The organism is Sporolactobacillus shoreicorticis, from assembly GCF_024125445.1.
Lineage (GTDB): Bacteria > Bacillota > Bacilli > Bacillales > Sporolactobacillaceae > Sporolactobacillus > Sporolactobacillus shoreicorticis.
Genome location: NZ_JAMXWM010000013.1, coordinates 62,565 through 79,087, shown reverse-complemented (window position 1 = coordinate 79,087; position 16,523 = coordinate 62,565). Strand labels below are relative to the sequence as shown.

14 protein-coding genes and 1 pseudogene are annotated in these 16,523 nt (G+C 41.7%); 11 read left to right on the top strand and 4 right to left on the bottom strand.

What is annotated here, in order from left to right:
• Positions 1-602 precede the first annotated feature (602 nt).
• Positions 603-1,514: a class I SAM-dependent methyltransferase gene (locus tag NIE88_RS12095; RefSeq protein ID WP_253062429.1), complete on the bottom strand. Its 912-nt coding sequence runs from the start codon at positions 1,512-1,514 to the stop codon at positions 603-605.
• 231 nt (positions 1,515-1,745) lie between these two features.
• Here NIE88_RS12095 and NIE88_RS12090 point away from each other — a divergent pair, with 231 nt between their 5' ends.
• The 8 genes and pseudogenes from NIE88_RS12090 (at position 1,746) to metG (ending at position 10,764) form a co-directional block, all read left to right on the top strand.
• On the top strand, positions 1,746-2,363 hold the full coding sequence (locus tag NIE88_RS12090) for a cation diffusion facilitator family transporter (RefSeq protein WP_253062428.1): 618 nt from the start codon (positions 1,746-1,748) through the stop codon (positions 2,361-2,363).
• Positions 2,364-2,766: 403 nt separating this feature from the next.
• Positions 2,767-3,306, top strand: coding sequence for an MFS transporter (locus tag NIE88_RS12085; protein WP_373689435.1), 540 nt, complete (start codon positions 2,767-2,769; stop codon positions 3,304-3,306).
• A gap of 5 nt (positions 3,307-3,311) precedes the next feature.
• Positions 3,312-4,022 (top strand): helix-turn-helix transcriptional regulator, encoded by a 711-nt coding sequence (locus NIE88_RS12080; RefSeq protein ID WP_253062425.1) that lies wholly within the window; start codon positions 3,312-3,314, stop codon positions 4,020-4,022.
• A gap of 351 nt (positions 4,023-4,373) precedes the next feature.
• Complete coding sequence (locus NIE88_RS12075; protein ID WP_253062423.1) at positions 4,374-6,392, top strand: beta-galactosidase; 2,019 nt, start codon at positions 4,374-4,376, stop codon at positions 6,390-6,392.
• Positions 6,393-6,585: 193 nt separating this feature from the next.
• The gene (locus NIE88_RS12070) at positions 6,586-7,458 is read left to right on the top strand and encodes a phosphotransferase (protein WP_253062421.1); all 873 of its coding nucleotides are present in this window, start codon (positions 6,586-6,588) and stop codon (positions 7,456-7,458) included.
• A gap of 101 nt (positions 7,459-7,559) precedes the next feature.
• Positions 7,560-8,000, top strand: a complete 441-nt coding sequence (locus tag NIE88_RS12065) for an NUDIX hydrolase (protein WP_253062419.1) — start codon at positions 7,560-7,562, stop codon at positions 7,998-8,000.
• Between the two features lie 312 nt (positions 8,001-8,312).
• Positions 8,313-8,657 (top strand): annotated as a pseudogene (locus NIE88_RS12060) (type II toxin-antitoxin system PemK/MazF family toxin).
• Positions 8,658-9,123: 466 nt separating this feature from the next.
• Entirely contained in the window at positions 9,124-10,764 is a 1,641-nt protein-coding gene (gene metG, locus NIE88_RS12055; protein ID WP_253062417.1) for a methionine--tRNA ligase, read from the top strand.
• A 77-nt stretch (positions 10,765-10,841) separates the two neighbouring features.
• On the opposite strand, the gene NIE88_RS12050 is transcribed toward metG, so the two are convergent.
• Together NIE88_RS12050 and NIE88_RS12045 are read right to left on the bottom strand one after the other, a co-directional pair.
• A complete protein-coding gene (locus tag NIE88_RS12050) occupies positions 10,842-11,687 on the bottom strand; it encodes a MurR/RpiR family transcriptional regulator (RefSeq protein ID WP_253062415.1) in 846 nt (281 codons plus the stop codon).
• 14 nt (positions 11,688-11,701) lie between these two features.
• The gene (locus tag NIE88_RS12045; protein WP_253062413.1) at positions 11,702-12,694 is read right to left on the bottom strand and encodes a Gfo/Idh/MocA family protein; all 993 of its coding nucleotides are present in this window, start codon (positions 12,692-12,694) and stop codon (positions 11,702-11,704) included.
• Positions 12,695-13,193: 499 nt separating this feature from the next.
• On the opposite strand from NIE88_RS12045, the gene NIE88_RS12040 reads away from it, so the two are divergent.
• The 3 genes from NIE88_RS12040 to NIE88_RS12030 all read left to right on the top strand — a co-directional run bounded on the left by NIE88_RS12040 (position 13,194) and on the right by NIE88_RS12030 (position 16,016).
• On the top strand, positions 13,194-14,894 hold the full coding sequence (locus NIE88_RS12040) for an MFS transporter (protein WP_253062411.1): 1,701 nt from the start codon (positions 13,194-13,196) through the stop codon (positions 14,892-14,894).
• On the top strand, positions 14,891-15,397 hold the full coding sequence (locus tag NIE88_RS12035; protein WP_253062409.1) for a PadR family transcriptional regulator: 507 nt from the start codon (positions 14,891-14,893) through the stop codon (positions 15,395-15,397). The genes NIE88_RS12040 and NIE88_RS12035 overlap by 4 nt, the downstream gene beginning before the upstream one ends.
• Before the next feature lie 91 nt (positions 15,398-15,488).
• Positions 15,489-16,016: a GNAT family N-acetyltransferase gene (locus NIE88_RS12030; RefSeq protein WP_253062407.1), complete on the top strand. Its 528-nt coding sequence runs from the start codon at positions 15,489-15,491 to the stop codon at positions 16,014-16,016.
• 2 nt (positions 16,017-16,018) lie between these two features.
• Here NIE88_RS12030 and NIE88_RS12025 read toward each other — a convergent pair whose 3' ends face one another.
• A complete protein-coding gene (locus tag NIE88_RS12025; RefSeq protein WP_253062406.1) occupies positions 16,019-16,477 on the bottom strand; it encodes a hypothetical protein in 459 nt (152 codons plus the stop codon).
• Between the last annotated feature and the right edge of the window lie 46 nt (positions 16,478-16,523).

Sequence of the window (16,523 nt, the reverse complement as noted above, 5' to 3'; positions counted from 1 at the left end):
CTTGCGTTATTGATTATTTACTTTCTTGCGTTTATGAAATTTTTTTGCTGTATCGTCCTATGTAAAAGATTCCTAAAATACCGGCAAAAATGCACTAGTGCGTAATCCATGACAGCAATTTTGGCAATCAGTCATAGGCGAGTTCTGATAAGCGGTGGTTTTCGCGTTGCCCCGTATAAAATAAGCGGAAATTCTCCGGGTATATGCATTATGCCCCTTGTTCCACGGGTAAATAAGGGTAATTTTTCCGCCTATTCAAAGAAAAACCTTCCATTTTCATGTTTTTCGATTCGATAAGCGAAATTTCTCTGTTTATTTCTTAGATTGGGCGCTTACCTGATCGCCCAAATCCTTGACGCTGGCAAAGCCTTAGTTTTTCTTATACTAAATACCGCTAGTTCCTAATCTTTTCTTTTGAAAAAGGTCACTGATTATAAAAATACGGACAATCAGTGACCTTTTTTGTACCAATTATAGACATGTGTTTTTCAGTGCGCCCATCAGCGAGACAAGGGAGTCACGCGAACGTTCCCATTGATGCGAGCGGAGGTGCTATTAAATGATGATCGCCTCTTTTGGATTGCATCGAAATAAGCTGAATCTTATCTTTTTACAGCGTGAACATAATGGATCGTTTCAAATGCGGATAAATAATCGTGCCGCTCATTATAGTAGCGTTCGTTTATCTCATCAGGCGATAAATGTTCGTAAACAAGCAAGCCGGCGTTTTCTAACAGATGTTCCAATTCGGTAAACGGAAAACAGCTTTTCATCGGCTCCCCGCTTCCGGCAGCCATTTTTACCATATTCTCCACTCGGTTGCTGCGCCCTTTTGTTTCGAAAAGTGCCTCATCTGCGTGATCAAAGACAATCGAGCTTCCGGAGGGAACAAGTGCAAACAGATTTTTGATTAATTGAGCAATCTCTTTTTTTGATAGATAATAGGTAACGCCAAGCAGACTGAAAAAGGTTCGCCTATTCTCAAATTCGTTGCCGACGAGTTTTTGCTCGGAAAATTCACGTGTAAAATCCATTGGCACAAAATGAAGATGATCCGGAATGGTCAAATGAGATTCAGCCAGCCGTTTCTTTTTAAACGTTTGCGTTGCGGGATGATCCACCTCAAATACTTGCAGTGAACGGCTTACCTCAGGATGACGAAAACAAAATGTATCGAGCCCGGCACCGAGGATTACGTATTGAGTCGTTCCCAAATCAATTTCATGGAACAAAATTTGTTCGCAGAAGGCTGCGCGAGCCAAAGGTGTTGGTGACAGTTGAACTTGAGTAATCCATTTCAAGAGTTCATCCGGTTGGTTCGCTAATTGAACAGCAACCTTTTTGTTGAAAAAAGAAATTCCCTGAATCATGTTTTTCTTGATTTGATCAAATTCCTCAGCGGTAATTAATTGAGCGGCGACTGAATCATCAAACACCTTCGGATGATCGTATTGACTGTGGTAGGCGCGACTGAATGCAGAAACAAGTGCGGTGATACTTGATTGATCCTTCATAAGACAAAACACTCCCACAAAAATAAGATTCTCCCGGCCGAGAGAATCTTATTATAACCGAACATTTAATTAATATAATTATAGCATAAAATGACTTTTTTTGCAAAAATAATGACTCGATCATCGGTTATAATAGACTTAAAATAAAAGGTGAATCTAATAGAGAGCATGGATCGCGTTGCACCTATTTTTTTCAAAATGTTTTGTTTAAGCAAGAGGGGAGGAAAAACCGTGAACAATGACAATCTGCGCTTAATTAATAAAGGGATTCAAATTGAAAGCCTTTCTATTGCATGGATGGCGGTCGAATTTTTCGTTGCTCTCGTGTCCGGGGTGTTGGCCCACTCTTTACTATTGGTCGCTTTAGGATTGGACAGTTTGATTGAACTGATCTCCGGGGCATTTCTGCTTTGGCGGCTGCAAACGGAAAAAAAGCAATCCGATAATGAGGAAAAAGTTGCTCGCGCAGAGCGCATCGCTTCCTACGTGGTCGGGACAGCCTTGATGCTGCTCGCAGTCTTTGTTATCTTTTCGTCTATTTATCGTTTGATCACACGGCAGAGTGCGGAAGCAAGTGTGTTAGGCATTGCCTTAGTTATTGGTTCGTGTGTGCTGATGCCAGTGCTGATGATCGCCAAAAAGCGGATCGGTCAGGCTATCGGAAGTGATGCCTTGATCGAAGACGGCATGTGCAATTTGGTCTGCGCCTATATGGCTTTTACTGTATTAATTGGTGCGGGATTTACCGCATTAGTCAATTGGTGGTGGGCCGATTCCGTCGCGGCGCTGGTACTTGTTTTCTTTATTGTCAGCGAAGGATGGGAAGCCCTTCATCCTGATGAGGAGTGAGTACCAATGAGAAATCGCGGATCGGCTTCCATAGTTCAAAATGGTAAGGCTGTATTAATCGAATGTTCAATAGAGATGACCATGACTACGTAGGGGAGGAATTGAAAAAGGTTAGTCTCTTAAAGAGTGCGCAGAGTGAGAAACATTGAAGAAAATTTTTTAAAAATAACAACTCGCAAACAGCTCGCATTATGATCCGTTCATTACTACGATTCTTCTGTTGCAGTTGTTATCTTTTTATGGGAAACCGGGACATTGGTACGGTATCAGTATGCTAAATCCAATTGATAAACTGAGTCCGTGTTAGTCGTCCTTCGTTAATAACCCTTTGTTCATTTTCCAACGTTGTCGAAAAGATCGGAAAACGGTCTTTTTTGTGAATAATACTCATACATAACGGGTAATCAACGATCTTAGGACTGTTAAGATTAATTATTCATTTATAATCGGGGTCGGTACGAAAGAAGTCAGTTCTCGCTTGCGGGAAAATAAAGAAGATACCAGTTTTAAACGGGTTCTCTGGTTTCTTGCTCATAATGACCAACTGATGTGGCTGTCTTTCGCTTATCTGTTGTATGGAGCCGGCACATATTTAACGAATACATTGATGCTTTATTATTTTACTTATATTCTTGGCGATCCTTCTAAATTTTCTTGGCTTGGAATAATCAACATATTCATTGGCTTGTTATCTGTTTCTTTGTTTCCGAGTCTTGCTAAGAAGTTCCATCGTCGAAACGTATTCATTCTCTCAATTTCTGTCATGTTACTAGCATTGGTGGTATTCATGCTTGTCGATAAGTCATTGCCTCTTGTGCTTCTGGCCGGTGCCCTGTTTAATCTCCCGCAGCCTTTGATCTTTTTGGTTGTGTTGATGACAATTACAGATATTGTGGAATATGGTCAGTTAAAACTTGGGCATCTGACGTCCCTCATCGTTTAGATATGATGAAATCAAAAACACATACACGGATTAACATCGAATTTGATGCTAATTATATACAGAAGAAAACAGAGATTTTGCTGGGGTACAGCGCAGTCAGACTCTTCGATGATTATCTGGGCGTTTATCACTTGGAGGCTAATGTCTATCAAGAAATCAAAAGTGTTTTGTTGAGCCTTGTTGATGAGTCAATGAGTAAGAAGCCAGATTATTTAGAAATGGCGGTGTGTAAGTTAATTGAATTCATGATTACGGTAAAACGTAATCTGTCCTCTCAATCGAATAAATCAAATGCGTTCTCGCCTCAAAAAATTGTGGAAGATGCGGTAAAAATAATAAATTCGGAAGTTCAAAACAAGATTACTTTAAAAAGCATTAGCGAAAAACTGTTTATAAATAAAGCTTATTTGAGTCGCTTGTTTAAAAAATATAAACAAACGTCAGTTCAAAGGTATATTAATTTGCAAAAAAGCCGGATAGCAAAGGAATTGCTTGTGACAACTGAGTGGTCGGTGGAAAAGATTGCAGGATCAGTGGGTTACAAAAACAGTTCCTATTTCAGTACGGTCTTTAAAGACGAGACGGGCATGTCCCCATTGAAATACCGATTGTATGTCAAGGTAACTGATCAATTGGAAAATGATTATCAAAACAGAACGTTAAAATCCAAGAAATTAATTCGTGAAGAAATTGATAAAGACATGAAGCAGCACTAGATTTTTTAAAGACGGGAAGGTAGGGGAATCAAAAAATAAAGATGCTAGTTTCAGTTTCAATGTTGGTATCGTTTAAGCTGTAAGGAGCGCATGTTTTCAGACGTTAAGTTCCAAAGAGGCTGTGCCAAAGACCTTTAAAATAAATGAACAGAGAGGAACGTTTGTCTTTTGCTCTCCGTTTTTTCCTTTTGTTCAATGGGAGAAATAAATTCTCCTATTTTTAATGTTGGGAATCCAATTCACTGAAATCGTTTACATTTATAGGAAAGATTATTTTCATTTGAATGAGTTGATCCAATGTTTTGTGCTAAGATTATTTTAGAGTAGTAAATAAGATAAGGGAGACAGACAATGAAACAGACACCCTTCACTACATTTCTTTTTGGCGGCGACTGGAATCCCGAACAATGGCCGAAAGAGATCTGGTTGAAAGACATGCAAATCTTGAGCAATGCTCAAATAAATGAAGCAACAATTAATGTTTTTTCTTGGGCGCAGTTGCAATCGAGTGAAGATGACTATGATTTCTCCACGCTGGATGAGATCGTCCGATTATTAACGCAATATAATTTCCACATTGTTTTGGCGACTTCGACCGGTGCCCTGCCGGCATGGATGGCCAAAAAATATTCGGATGTCGCGCGGACGGATTTCTATGGCAGGCACCACCGCTATGGCGAGCGGCATAATGCTTGCCCGAACTCACCCACCTTTCAAAAATACAGCGCGCGCTTAGCGGGCAAACTCGCTGAACGCTACGGGTATCTGGAATGCGTTGTTTGCTGGCATATTTCAAATGAATACGGCGGAGCGTGCTACTGTGAACACTGCGCTAAAGCATTCCGCGTTTGGCTGAAAAACAAGTATCGGACTTTGGACGCGCTAAATGAAGCATGGTACACCCACTTTTGGGGACATACTTTTTACGATTGGGATGAAATTGTTCCCCCAAATGATCTGGGCGACGCGATTGGTGAAGACCATACGACTTTGTCCGGACTGTCGGTCGATTATCGTCGATTCAGCTCCGACAGCCTGCTGAATAATTTAATTTCCGAAAAAGAAGCAATTCGCCGATTCGATCCTGTAACGCCGATTACAACCAATATGATGGGGACGTATAAAGGTTTAGACTATTTTAAGTGGGCAAAGGAGTTGGATATCGTTTCATGGGACAGCTACCCCGCCTATGATACACCTGCCAGCCTCATCGCGATGAAGCATGATCTGATGCGAGGCTTAAAGAACGGCCGGCCGTTCATGCTCATGGAACAGACACCCAGCCAGCAGAACTGGCAGCCGTACAATGCGGTGAAACAGCCGGGACAAATGCGTGAGCTCAGTTATCAGGCGATCGCCCACGGCGCGGATACGATTCAATACTTCCAGTTAAGACAGTCACGCGGCGGCACTGAAAAATTTCACAGTGCCGTGATTAGTCACGCCGATCATGACGCTACGCGAATTTTGAGAGAAACGGCACAACTGGGTCAAGAATTGGCAGCTTACGGCACTCAGTTCATGAACGGTCAAACAAAAGCCAAGGTGGCCATTATTTTTGACTGGGATAATTATTGGGCGTTTGAGTACTCAAGCGGGCCAAATGTCGAGTTGAAGTACGTTGACCAAGTCCATCGTTATTATGCCGCTCTGTATCGAGAGAATGTCGCGGTCGATATGATCCCCACCGATCTTACTGCCGATGATTTAGGAAAATATGATCTGGTGATCGCCCCTGTTCTTATGATGGTTAAGCCGGGTGTCACAGATACAATTGAAAAATTTGTGACAGGCGGAGGCACATTCGTAACCACATTTTTAAGTGGCATTTCGGATGAACATGACAACGTAATTATGGGCGGGTATCCCGGACCGTTTCGTAAACTATGCGGGATTTGGGCAGAGGAAATCGACGCGCTGCCGCCCAAAGAAAATGTGAATCTATTATTTAGCGACCATGCGGTTAGCGGTTCAATTGTAGCCAATATTTCTCATTTGGAAGGTGCTCAGGCGTTGGCGGTCTATGAAGATAACGTCTTCTATAAAGGCGCGCCTGTCGTTTCCGTAAACTCATTTGGGCAAGGCAAAGCCTACTACATCGGTACGGTTTTGGATGAAAAAGGTATGGATCTATTCGTTGACCGCCTGATCGAAGAGCGTCATTTGCCCCATTATCCCGCACCAAAAGGTGTCGAAATTACAGTCAGAAGCTATGACGATTATCAATTGTATTTTGTAATAAACAATACCAAAGAGATGCGGAATATGGACACTTCACGATTTGAAGGAAAAATCAATCTGCTTAATGGCGCGCCTATTAGTAGCCAAACGATCCTGCGTCCTTATGATGTTTTGATTGTTCGGGACTGAGGGCAGGAACCGGAAAATTATTCGTAGTGAATTTTTTTTTCGAACCGCAGATCCGTGTGTAATGAAAAAATCGGGAAAGCTTTTCGTTTTCTCGATTTTTTCTTAATTAATTGATCACGAATAAATTTGTCTGGATGTTCGGCCGCGAAAAATAGCGGAGCAGGTTTATTATTTGGGCAGAAGGTGAGAGGTTGTGCAAAAAGAAGAAATGATCCATTTTGTCAGATGCATGATGCCGGAACTGGCTATTGATACAAGTGAAGTAAAGACAAACGGCTGGGATAACGATATTTTAATCATCAATAAACAGCAGGTTTTCCGCTTTCCGAAAACAAATCAGATCATGAAACAAATTAAATCCGAATGTGACCTTTTGCAGCGACTCTCACTAAAGAAACCTCTGTTGCAGATTCCAAGGTATAAACCGATTTATGAAGGCAAAACCCTTCGTGCCGTGACTTATCCTTTTTTGAACGGTGCATCGCTAAATGAACATCCATTTGATTTAAGAAAAAATCCCGAAAATGCTCATTTACTTGGTGATTTTCTGATGAAACTGCATCAAATCAAGGGGAGTCACCTGCGCTCAATCCATACTTTTCGTTATTGGCAATCGTTATTTGAATCACTTAAAAAAAGAGTATTTATGATGTTGCGTGATGAGGAACGTCAGGCGATTGAAGACGTGTTTACTCATTTTTTGAACAGATACCCGGTATTCAGCTATAAAAAGGTGCCCATTCATGGTGACCTCTCAGCATCTAATATACTCTTTGACAGAGCTGAAAATCGAATCCGTGCGATCATCGATTTTACTGATGCGCAAATGGGCGATTCAGCTTTTGATTTTGCGGGCATTTATTGGAACTATGGGCCTGAGTACACGAGAAAAGTCTTTTCATTTTATCATTCCGATGAATCCTCGGAAGAAATGCTGGACCGCATCCGTACATTTTACGGGCTGCAGCCGATATTCCATGAGTTGCTTCATTCCGTGGACAATGACGAAGCAATTAATCAGAAACAGCTTAAAAGATTTATGGAATTAAAGCAACTGATTTCATAATAAGATGTTATATTATTTGTTCTGAAACGCTTGCTTAATTTCTTAACGAGCTAATCCGGCTAAATGTATAGAAGAACAGTTAATCAATTTGGAAGAGGGCAGTGTTTATTTTGCAATTATTTGGATCTCAAATAAAAGATTTAGACTATCAATTAAGAAAAGGCGCTTATGCCGTGCTGTTTCGCGATTCGTCAAAACGTGAACTTGGTGTGATTCAATCGAATGGTCATTATTTTTTACTTGGCGGCGGGATTGAAGCGAGAGAGTCCCCTGAAGAATGCTTGCGGCGGGAAACGTTGGAGGAAATTGGAGATGCGATTCAAATCAATCGGTATATAGGTGAGGCACAACAGTATTTTCTTTCGAGAAAGCGTTTGCCCATCTTGAGTGACGGTTACTTTTATACCGCACGCCTTCTACAAAATGTGCAACGGCCCATTGAAAATAATCATTTTTTAAAGTGGGTTGATGCGCGTGCATGCAAATCATTGTTGTTCCATGAACATCAGGCTTGGGCAGTGGGGCAAGCATTGCAAGGCTAAGATTCGTGAATCAGATCGATAGTTTTGAAAATGAATCAGATTTTCGTTCTCTATCTATAGAGAAAGGAAGAGATAATATAATGGATACAAGAAAGCGTCAAGCAGCAAAGAAGAGAGGGGTTCATGTGACAACGAAGATTCAAATGTAGGGAAACAGTCTTGCCGTCCGTTTGCCTCGGTCAGTTGCAGAATCTGTAAGTATGTGAAAAAGGGACTGAATTTGAATTTTTAAGATATTATTCTAAAACCATTAAAATCCGCTCCGTCTCTTGATGAACTAGATCTTGGTCGAGTGGGGAGTGGATGGTTGTAATGACTTATGTTCCTGAACGTGGTGATCTTGTTTTCCTTAACTTCAATCCTCAGTCCGGACATGAACAGTCGGAACATCGCCCAGCTATTGTTTTATCTCCGGAAACATTTAATAGAGCCACTCATATTGCACCTGTATGTCCCATTACTTCACAAAAGAAAGGCTATCCGCTTGAAGTGGATCTTCCTCAGAGTCTTTCTCTTTCCATCAAGGGTGTGATCTTAATGGTTCAATTAAAAAGTTTAGATTGATATGCACATCATTTTCACTATAAGGATAAAGTACCTGCGCACGTTATTGATGATTGTCTTAAATTGATTCAAACGATCTTATTTCAAATTTAAAGGACACCTTGCATCTCCCCATTGAACTGTCTATACTATTCCTATTAACTACATTATGCGATGACGAGAAGAAGTAAGCAGCCGGATTCTCCGCAGAGAGCTTCGTAACTGGTGAGAGAAGCAGAATTCCAAGCTGAACAATGGCCTCTGAGCATCCATACCGATCCGCATCGTTTGCGGTTAGGCTATGGCCGGGCGGTCCCCGGTTAATAAATCCCGAGTATCGAGCAGACGCTCTGTACTCGCTGAGATCAGTGATGCGAATGGCTGATAAATTAAGGTGGTACCGCGTGGACACAAGTCTCCGTCCTTATACATGACGAATGTATGAGGTCGGAGGCTTTTTTTGTGCAAATAAGAAAGTATCAAAGATTAGCGGTTTCTAGTATAAGAACAACTGAGGCTCATCCGGTGTCCAAAAAGCTGGATTCGCCAAGTTTTTCTTTATTAAAAGGAGTGAAGACATATGGCAGTATTGATTGCGGGTGCATGGCCCTACGCGAATGGGGATCTTCATCTTGGACATCTATCAAGCTTGATCCCGGGAGATTGTTTGGCACGTTATTTCAGGCAGAAGGGAGCAAAGGTGCTCTATGTTTCCGGAAGCGACTGCAATGGAACACCGATCACGATTCGCGCGAAGCAGGAGGCTGTCTCACCGAAAACAATTGCGGATCGCTATCATGATTCCTTTCAGCGATGTTTTGAGAAACTGGGATTTACCTATGACTGTTACACACGTACAGACACACTGATTCATCACAGAGTGGTTCAGGATATTTTCAGGAGCTTGTATGATAATGGCTATATCTATCACAAGAAGACCAAGCAGATGTACTGCCTGCACTGCACGCAGTTTCTGCCGGATCGCTATGTCGAAGGCAGCTGTCCGCATTGCGGCGCACATGCACGCGGCGATCAATGTGATGCCTGTTCAACAATTCTCGATCCGATGGACCTTGAAGATCCCGCTTGTAAGCTATGCGGTCACAAACCGGAATTGCGCGAGGTCGAGCATCTTTATTTTGCATTGAGCAAATTTCAACTGGAATTGGAGCAGCAGTATCAACGGGCAAAAAAGAATAACGATTGGCGGGAAAACGCGTTGAAATTGACACGACGGTATTTAGACGAGGGCTTGCAGGATCGGGCCGTCACCCGCGATTTGCCGGTCGGAGTCACCGTCCCAATTAAAGGCTTCGAGGATAAAAAAGTGTATGTCTGGATTGAGGCGGTGTCCGGCTATTATTCGGCAAGTGTTCGCTGGGGAGAAGAGCATCACCAGGATATCTCCGAGTTTTGGAATGAACAAACAGTTTCCTATTATGTTCAAGGGAAAGACAATGTACCGTTTCACACGATCATTTGGCCCGCCATCCTGATCGGGGTCGGCAAGAAAGCATTGCCAACGCATCTTGTCTCTAATGAATACGTGACGCTTGAGCATAAGAAGCTGTCCACAAGCCGCAACTGGGCAGTATGGGCACCGGATATTCTCGAACACTATGATCCGGACAGCATTCGTTATTTTTTGTTAATCAATGCCCCTGAAACGCATGACGCCGATTTTTCATGGAAGGCATTTATCGAAAGCCATAATGGTGAGTTGCTCGGGGCATATGGCAATTTTGTCAATCGCACGCTCAAGTTCATTGAAAAGCTGCCTGATTTTAACGTGGCTTCCAATCAAGTTGACCCGCAAATTTTCCGAACGACTGTGGCGCTTTACGAAAAGGTTGGCGGACTGATTGAATCCGCGCATTTGAAAGCGGCACTTAGTGAAATTTTCTCATGGATTCGCCGTTTAAATAAGTATTTTGATGAACGAAAACCTTGGCAGACAGTTAACACCAATCAAGCGTCAGCTTATACCACCTTAAATACGTGTGTGTTCAGCATTGCTAATCTGGCGCAGATTCTAGCGCCGTTTCTTCCGTTTTCAAGCCGGAAGTTGGCTGATGCGCTTCATCTCGCACCGTTTAAATGGGAAGTCATTCATTGCCCGGGAAAACTGCCGAAGGATTTTGAACCTCTGTTCGCTCGTATTGATCCTGCACAGATTCAGGTTGAGCATGAGCGTTTGACAAAGAACGCGAATGTGGAATGACATGAGTGGACAAATACAACCCCGCACTTTTTACAGGTGCGGGGTTGCTGATGCCATAGATTCCTATCGTTTCCTGATTAAATCTTTTGCGATGAGATTAACAGTTCATGCTCTTGAATTTTGCGCTTAAGCCGAGGATCATCTGCGATAAGCAGCATAAAAATTGCTTCGATCGCTGTGACTGCAGATACCCTCGAAAAGAAATACTCAGACATAAAGATTGTACCTCTGCTGGCTGTAACCACATTGTAATCGGCTTGCACTGCAATAGGAGAACTTTCATTATTTGTAAGCGCAATAACCGTTACATGATTGCTTTTAGCAGTTTTAATTAATTGAAGCAGCTGTCTGGATTCACCGGAGTTGGAGATGACCATGACTGCATCCGAATCCGTTAAATTCAATGTCTGTGCCATAGCAACTTCCCAGGAGCTGGCAGTAAACGCTAATTGCCCGATTTGATTAAATTTAAAGCAAGCATCGAGTGCAACCGGAAACGTATTGCCTTCTGCCATGATTTGCATTAACCGAGCATTCTTAATGATACTCATTATTTTCTTAATGTTTGCTTTGTCAAAACTCTCTAATGTTGCCTGAATTTCTTCCTCTTTATTGCTCATCAATTTGTCCAGCGTTTTATCCTGACCGGCAAAGGATGAACGGTTTGGTGGTTCAGCATTAATTAATGAGCTTTGCGCCAGTAACACCTTTAAATGATGGAATCCATCGAGATCGATTCTTTTGCAAAAACGAGACACGGATGCTTCACTGATATCCGCACGGTTTGCCAGCTGTGAAATGGTTGCATTGATTACAAACTTTGGATCACTGATGATTAAATCAACGATTTTTTTTTCTGACTTAGAATAATTTCCTAAATTCGAGTAGATTCTGTTGACGAATTCTTTATTAGTTGCTTCCATATTGCGTTCCTTTTTTAATAGTCTGTATGATCAAACGGGTACTTCATGCCCCATTGATTGCGCACATTTGTTAAAATGTCCATAATGTCGTAGGATAGTGAAAATTCGCCGTCGTCATGTCCCTGTTCAATATATCTTTGCATATCCTGAACTTCGTAGTGCAAGGCAAGCGATGCATCTCCTGCCGTGATCACTTCATGTGTTTCGGCGTGTGCATCATCTGTATAGGTGACTGCGGCTTCAGTGGCGCGCGGGTAATTCGATATTTCAATATAGCCTTTGGTACCTGAAATAACCCCGCGTTTCGGCTGTTTCGCGCGCATTGACAATGCCATCACAGCGATTTGATCATCGAGATTTTTAAGCAGAATGCCTGATTGTTCGTCAACCCCTGTTTCAAAGTATTTAACGGTTGTCAAAACATTAACTGGTTGCGATTTTAAAAAGGAACGGGCAAAGGCAGTTGCATAACCGCCGATGTCTAGGAGTGCGCCGCCAGCTAAATTTTTATTAAAGAAGCGGTTTTTGACATCATAATCTTTTAAGCTGCCAAAATTAACTTGCACCAAATTAACATCGCCGATTTTACCGTCACGGATCAGCTGTTTCACTTTTTTATAAAGTGGCATGTGAAATAATGTCAAGCCTTCAGTGACAATCAAACCTTTTTCAGCGGCCAAATGCTTTACGTTGCTTAACTGTTGTGCGTTTACAGTTATCGCTTTCTCAGCAAAGACATGTTTGCCCGCTTCCAGAGCTTTCATAATGTATTCATAGTGAAAATTATGCGGGGTCGCAATATATACGATATCAACATTAGGATCTTTAAGCAAATCATCAGGATTGGTGAATGTCCGCTGAATCTTCTTTTCTTGACTGAAAGCCTGTAAAGCGACTTCATTAACATCTGCCACTGCATAAATTTCTCCATTAACATGATTCAGCGCGTCAGCCATTTCATGTGCAATCCAACCTGTACCGATCATGCCCCAATGATACGTTTTCATTTAATTCATCCTTCCAAATGATTTATTTTTTGAAATGATCGAAACCGCTATAAGCGATTGTTTTGTCTTACAAAATGAAAATAATTTTATTATTTATTTTTATTTTGTAATTAATTTTAATATATTCGTTTGCAATGAATTTGTCAACAAAATAGTAATTATTAAAATAATTTTCATTTCAAATGAGATCATGCATGATTTTACTTGTACCGGTGTTCACACGCAATGTACGAGCCCAACGTTGCGCTGAATCTATGCATAAAACCGATGTCTCAATGCAAGAAAATTAGAATTCAATGCATGAACAAGGGTCAAGATCGGATTTCCATGTCAATAAGAAGCACCCTCTGCCTTTTAAATCAATCAAGAGACTGCTGCGTCTATTTCGAGCCATCGTTATTTAGCTTCAATTTAATCGCACAAAAAATTTGTTCTTGATATTATTTTTATTTATATATAATATATTTATATATAAAATATATATATTGAGGCGGTTTATGTGAAGAGAAATTATAAATTAACGGTTGCGGCTATGTGTCTTGGCATTTTTCTATGTATGCTCGATACGACGATTATGAATATTGCCTTACCTGCCATTCAATCCGGATTAAATGTTTCTTTAGAGTCACTTTCCTGGGCGATGAATAGTTACACGATTGTTTTTGCTGTTTTTACAATTCCGCTTGGACGTGTGGCGGATCGATTGGGGAAGAATAAGGTTTATGTTGTTGGCCTTGTAATGTTTGGTTTAGGATCGTTGCTGAGCGGTCTTGCCAGCAGTTCGGGTCTGTTTACCGGGAGGAGTATTCAGAGCCTTGGTGCTGCGATTGTTTTTCCAGCAAGTATGATCATCGGTATCTCACAGGTGGCTATTGAGAAACGCAAGAATGTAATTGCAGCACTGGGGATTACACAGGGATTGGCGGCTGCTTTAGGCCCGGCGATTGGAGGAATCGTGACCCAATTTTTCGGCTGGCGATGGGTCTTCCTTGTAAACATCCCTGTTTTAATCGTTGCTCTTTGCCTTTCTCTGATGCAGCTAACGTTCAAAAATGAAAAGAAATTGGCGATAAGATTAGATCTTGGCGGTTCGCTGTTAAGTATGCTCTTTTTATTCACATTAACCTTGGCTTTGGTTAAAGGGAATGACTGGGGTTGGGGAACAATGGAAGTGATTTGTCTGTTTCTCACCTGTCTTGCTGCTTTTGTCGGTTTTATTTTTTATGAAATGCGTATCAGTTCGCCGATGATCCCAATGGGTCTTTTTAAGAATCGTCAGTTTACTGGTTCAGCTTTAGCTGCCGTATTAAGTCAATTATTTCTTGTCGGTGTTATGGTTATTTTGCCGACCTTTTTGACACGAATGCAGAATGAGACCGAATTGACAGCCGCATTACTTGTCACCCCGGTTTCGATGACGATTTTTATTTTTGCACCGATTGCAGGGTTGCTTATTGATCGATTCGGTCCACGTGTTATTATTTTCAGCGGATTTTTTCTTATGGCGCTTGCTTATTTTTCGTACTATCATTTAGATGTGACGCAAAACTATCAGCAGTTGATTTGGACCTGTATTGTACTCGGTGCCGGTTATGGTCTGATTGTTGGTCCGATCACAACACTTGCGGCCGCTGATTTTACAGGAGAACTTCTTACTGCATCACAGAGTATGGTCGGCGTTTTGCGACAGCTTGGTTCTGTCCTCGCGGTCGCAATTTTTATTTCCGGATTAACGGGAACGATCAGTCATGCGGAAGGTGAAGCGATTCATTATTCAAAGAAACAAATCAGCAGGTTAACACTGCCTGTGGCTGATCGCGATAAAATGGATCAACATGTGACTCTTGGCATTAAGAATCAGAGTCCGATGAAGAAGAGTGCAGCCATTTCCGACTCAAAAGAACAATCAATGATTTCCTCTGCTTACCATCATCAGCTCACACAAATGGGTCAGCAGTCGATCACCGTGCAGGAAAAACGGAGGATTCATTCTAAAGTCGAAGCTCAAGTGAAAGCTAAGGTTGTTGCTCTGAACCAACAGATTCAAAAAACAATGAATAGAATACAAACGAACGTAAGCATGGTTATGAAGGACGCATTTTCTTCACTTTACGGATGGGGCATTCCATTTGTCTTTGCTTCAAGTTTTATTACGTTTATCTACGAAAAGAAGGAAAAGAAAAGGACGCTGACAAGATGAAGACTGAAGATGTTGTACTAGGTATTCTCAATGAAAAATCGCAAACCGGTTATGATATTGTGGAAAAAATTAAGACCATTTTTTCGCACTTCTTTGACGGTTCTTATGGGAGCATTTATCCGGTGCTGCACAAATTGGAAAATAAGGGAAAGGTCACAAAGAAGATCATCGTTCAAGAGGGAAAACCGAATAAAAATCTTTACTCGATTACAGAGTCCGGCAGAGAAGAATTCAATAAATATCTCCGGTCACCTGTGCAAACCGAGGTCATGAAATCCGACTTCCTCATGCGCCTGTATCATGGAGAATACCTGCCTGAAGAGCAGATAAAGCAAATCATTATAGAGGAGATTAATCGGAAGGAGCAGCTCGTTGAAGAACTTGAGAGCCAATTTGAGGTGTGGAAAGAAGATATGTCTTCGTATCAGAAACTATGCTGCCAAATCGGCATTGAATCCTATCGTTCGGAGATTGAGATTTTAAAAAAGTTTCAAGGACATTGACCAACAGCGATGGATAAGGCTCCTGTTTTTTTAACGGTACGGTTTTTTCCGAAATTGTGGCAGTAAGTTATTGATGAGAAAAGGTGAAAAAGTGAAAAAGCTATTTCTAACTGAGCCAACGGAACGTTACAAGAAAAGTTTTCAAAATTATGCGCTTGATTATAATGAGGCGGGTGAAGATGCGTATTATTTTAAGAAATACAGCAAAGCGTTAACAGACTTCTCCGGTTTTGTAAGGCACTTGATCCATGAAGCACATGGAACTCATTTGCCGAAGGGCCGGGTAGCGTCGTCGACCTTTTGGCTGATTGATCAGCATGAGGTGGTTGGTGTGGTGCGGATCAGGCATCAGGAGGTCAGGTTTGCCGGGCACATCGGTTATGATGTTTCGCCTAAACACCGAAACAAAGGGTATGGGACGCAGATTCTTAACTTAGCCTTGGCTAAGGCGCGAGAGCTTGGAATCAAAAAAGCCGTGGTGACCTGCAGAACGAATAATGAGCCATCAAAAAGAATCATCGAAAAAAACGGCGGAACATGTCTGGGTACTCTTTATAATAAAGAGGAAGATAAAGAACTTTTTAAATACGTCATTGACACTGTGAACTGCAGCATTTAAGGTTATTCCCGTTCGATCTTTCGAATCCATTGATAGTAAACTGCAACAATCCACAGTAAAAACGGATACACAAGAAACGAGTAGCTGATTTGCCACCAGCCGTAGTTGAAGTAACCCCATGGCTGAGGCAGAAGTGCGATGCGTTCATAAGCGGTGATGGCTAGATCCCAGACAAGAATATAAAGCAGCCTCTTAGTAAACAATTTTCCAAATGGGTAGCTGTTTAAGAAAATGATGTTGACCGGTGGAATCAATACGGTCAGCACAAGGAGTGCTCGCCACTCAAAAGATCCCTGGGAGAAGTACCAATAGGCATGATTTTTTTTCAAATAGCTATCGGTAAGCACCTGTACGGCGACGGTGAACATCCAAATATGTACCAGTTGATTTTTTGTAAGCCGTTTATTGATGAGAAAGGCAGCGCTATTAAAGAGCGCGACAGCGAGCAATAGGCCAATCATTGTGTCATTCCTTTTTTTAATAGTATATCCCTGCCGTACGACTTTA

Coding starts and splice junctions, on each gene's coding strand:
- NIE88_RS12095 (WP_253062429.1), bottom strand. CDS start 1,514: ATGAAGGATCAATCAAGTATCACCGCACTTGTTTCTGCATTCAGTCGC.
- NIE88_RS12080 (WP_253062425.1), top strand. CDS start 3,312: ATGAAATCAAAAACACATACACGGATTAACATCGAATTTGATGCTAAT.
- NIE88_RS12075 (WP_253062423.1), top strand. CDS start 4,374: ATGAAACAGACACCCTTCACTACATTTCTTTTTGGCGGCGACTGGAAT.
- metG (WP_253062417.1), top strand. CDS start 9,124: ATGGCAGTATTGATTGCGGGTGCATGGCCCTACGCGAATGGGGATCTT.
- NIE88_RS12050 (WP_253062415.1), bottom strand. CDS start 11,687: ATGGAAGCAACTAATAAAGAATTCGTCAACAGAATCTACTCGAATTTA.
- NIE88_RS12045 (WP_253062413.1), bottom strand. CDS start 12,694: ATGAAAACGTATCATTGGGGCATGATCGGTACAGGTTGGATTGCACAT.
- NIE88_RS12035 (WP_253062409.1), top strand. CDS start 14,891: ATGAAGACTGAAGATGTTGTACTAGGTATTCTCAATGAAAAATCGCAA.
- NIE88_RS12025 (WP_253062406.1), bottom strand. CDS start 16,477: ATGATTGGCCTATTGCTCGCTGTCGCGCTCTTTAATAGCGCTGCCTTT.